The sequence below is a fragment of the Rhizobium moroccans genome (genome assembly GCF_057559155.1).
This window is the reverse complement of sequence record NZ_JBHFJG010000047.1, coordinates 166,379-169,206: the sequence shown is the minus strand read 5'-3', so window position 1 is coordinate 169,206 and position 2,828 is coordinate 166,379. Positions and strand designations below refer to the sequence as shown.

The window sequence follows — 2,828 nt, the reverse complement described above, 5'->3', positions numbered from 1 at the left end:
GCTTCGCGACGACCTCCCCCCTCAAGGGGGAGGTGGGGCAGCAAACACCTTCGCGCGCCTGACGGTCACGAAACCGCCCTCTCCTGCCTTCACGGTACGCTCGGGCGCCACGTCGAATTCCAGGTGCTCGCCGGCCTCAGTTGTCGCGATCACGCGGCGACCATCTGCCCGGTCGAGAACACGAGAAATAAGCGCCGGAATGCCCGGCCCCTGCTCCGACCAGTCGAGATCGCTTGGCCGCGCATAGAGCTCCGCCTTGCCTTCCGCCAGCCCCTCGACATCAATCGCCGTCCCGCCGACATGGGCCTTGCCGTCGCGCACCTCCGCCGAAAGCACATTGGCATCGCCGAGGAACCGCATCACGAAGGCCGACTGCGGATTGCGGCAGACCTCCTCCGGCGTGCCCTGCTGGACGATCTGCCCGTCCTTCAGGATCACCACCCGATCGGCGAGATCGAGGGCTTCTTCCTGGTCATGGGTGACGAAGAGCGTGGTAATGCCGAGTTCCTCATGGATTTCGCGTAGCCACCGGCGCAGATCCTTGCGCACATTGGCGTCGAGCGCCCCGAACGGCTCGTCGAGCAGCAACACCTTGGGATCGACGGCCAGCGCGCGGGCAAGCGCCACGCGCTGCCGCTGGCCGCCGGAGATCTGCGCCGGAAAGCGGTCGCCGAGGCCCTCCAGCCGCACGAGCCGCAAGAGTTCGGTGACACGGGCATCGATCGCTGCCTTCTCGCGCTTGACCTTGGAAACCTTCATGCCGAAGGCGATGTTCTCGGCCACTGTCATATGCGGGAAGAGCGCGTAGTGCTGGAAGACGAAACCGACGCCGCGATCCCGGACCGGAATATCGGTCGCGTCCTGTTCGCCGAAATAGATGTGGCCGCCATCGGAATATTCGAGCCCCGCCACCATGCGCAGGATCGTCGTCTTGCCCGAGCCGGACGGCCCGAGTAGCGCCACCAGTTCGCCGCTTTCGATATCGAGCGAGACGTCCTTCACGGCGCGGAAGGTATCGAAGGTTTTGACCACATGGTCGAGGCGGATCTTCATGAGGGCTTCTCCGCAGGATTGGAGGCGAGCGCCGGACGGGTGGCGGTTTTGCGGGCGCGGCCTGCGCCCTGCTTTTCCAGCGCCACCTTGGCGATGATGGTGAAGACGGCGATGATCGCCAGGATGGAGGCCGAGGCGAAGGCGCCGGCCGTCTGATAATCGTGATAGAGCAGTTCGATATGCAGCGGCAGCGTGTTCGTCTGGCCGCGGATATTGCCGGAAACAACCGAGACCGCGCCGAACTCGCCCATCACGCGCGCATTGCAGAGCACGACACCGTAGAGCAGCGCCCATTTTATGTTGGGCAGGGTGACCGAGATGAAGGTCCGCCAGCCGGATGCGCCGAGCGAGGTAGCCGCTTCCTCCAGATCGCGTCCCTGCGACTGCATGAGCGGAATGAGTTCGCGCGCCACGAAAGGCGCCGTCACGAACATGGAGGCGAGAATGATGCCAGGCAGAGCGAAGAGGACCTTGATGCCATGCGCATCGAAATAGGGGCCGAAAATGCCCTGCAGGCCGTAGACGAAGAGATAGGCGACACCCGCGACGATCGGCGAGACCGAGAAGGGGATTTCGATGAGAACCAGCAGGAAGCGCTTGCCCCGGAAATCGAACTTGGTGATCGCCCAGGCCGCGGCGACACCGAAGGCGGTATTGACCGGCACGGCAATGAGCGCGGTCACCACCGTCAGCAGGATCGCATGCCGCGTATCCGGATTGGCGATTGTAGCGCTATAGGTTTTCCAGCCCTGCTTGAACGCTTCGAAGCCGATGACGATGAGTGGCGCCAGGATGAGAAAGGCGCCGATCACCAGCACGGTGCCGATAAGCGCTCTGCGAAAGAGCGGTCCGTCGCCGACGCGCGGCGGCTTTCTGCGCCCGAGATTTGGAGTGAGATTTGCGCTCATGGTCAGCTCCTCACCGTATAGCGCAGCGCCCGCGCCTGCAGCGTGTTGGTGACCGCGAGCATCACGAAGGCGGTCAGGAGCAGCACGGAAGCGATGGCCGCAGCGGCCTGGTAGTCATATTCCTCGAGCCGGATGAAGACGAGGAGCGCGGTGATCTCCGTCGACATCGGCTGGTTGCCGGCGATGAAGATGATCGCGCCGAACTCCCCGAGCGACCGGGCGAAGGAAAGAGAGACGCCGGCGAGCAGCGCCGGCGTCAGAAGCGGCAGGATGACCTTGCGGAAGATTTCCCAATCCGAACCGCCGAGCGATTGCGCAGCTTCCTCCAGCGCCGGATCGAGGTCCTCCAGCACCGGCTGCACCGTGCGGACAATGAAGGGCAGCGAGGTGAAGCACATGGCGATCATGATACCGAGCGGCGTATAGGCCACCTTGATGCCGAGATCGGCAAGCACGGAGCCGAACCAGCCATTATTGGCGAAAAGCGCTGTCAGAGCGATGCCGGCAACCGCCGTCGGCAGGGCGAAGGGCAGGTCGACCATGGCATCGACGATGCGCCAGCCGCGAAAGCGATAGCGCGTCAGCACCCAGGCAAGCGCCAGCCCGAAGAAGAGGTTGAAGATCGTGGCGCCGAGGGCCGAGAGCACCGTCACGCGATAGCTCGCGACCGCTCGCGCGGAGGAGACGATCTGCCAGTAGTCGGCCGGACCGAGGCTCGCGGCCTTGAAGACCAGCGCGGCAATGGGCAGCACCACGATCAACCCGACATAGAAAAGGGTTACACCCAGCGAGAGGCGCAGCCCGGGCAGCACGTTGCGTTTCAATGTTCTTTCCCTGTCACGGCAAGACCCGGGGGGGGGGGGGGGG

General features: G+C 64.3%; 3 protein-coding genes. All 3 read right to left on the bottom strand.

Translation table 11 applies throughout. From position 1 onward, the window contains the following. Nucleotides 1–21: 21 nt before the first annotated feature. Genes ACE04I_RS22330 through cysT form a run of 3 tightly spaced genes read right to left on the bottom strand, consistent with a single transcriptional unit; the run spans nt 22 to nt 2,785 of the window. A complete protein-coding gene (locus ACE04I_RS22330) occupies nt 22–1,053 on the bottom strand; it encodes a sulfate/molybdate ABC transporter ATP-binding protein (protein ID WP_046794819.1) in 1,032 nt (343 codons plus the stop codon). Beyond that, complete coding sequence (gene cysW / locus ACE04I_RS22325) at nt 1,050–1,961, bottom strand: sulfate ABC transporter permease subunit CysW (RefSeq protein WP_046794820.1); 912 nt, start codon at nt 1,959–1,961, stop codon at nt 1,050–1,052. Before cysW ends, ACE04I_RS22330 begins: the two co-directional genes overlap by 4 nt. Before the next feature lie 2 nt (nt 1,962–1,963). Next, nucleotides 1,964–2,785, bottom strand: a complete 822-nt coding sequence (gene cysT / locus ACE04I_RS22320; protein WP_046794821.1) for a sulfate ABC transporter permease subunit CysT — start codon at nt 2,783–2,785, stop codon at nt 1,964–1,966. Nucleotides 2,786–2,828 lie beyond the last annotated feature (43 nt).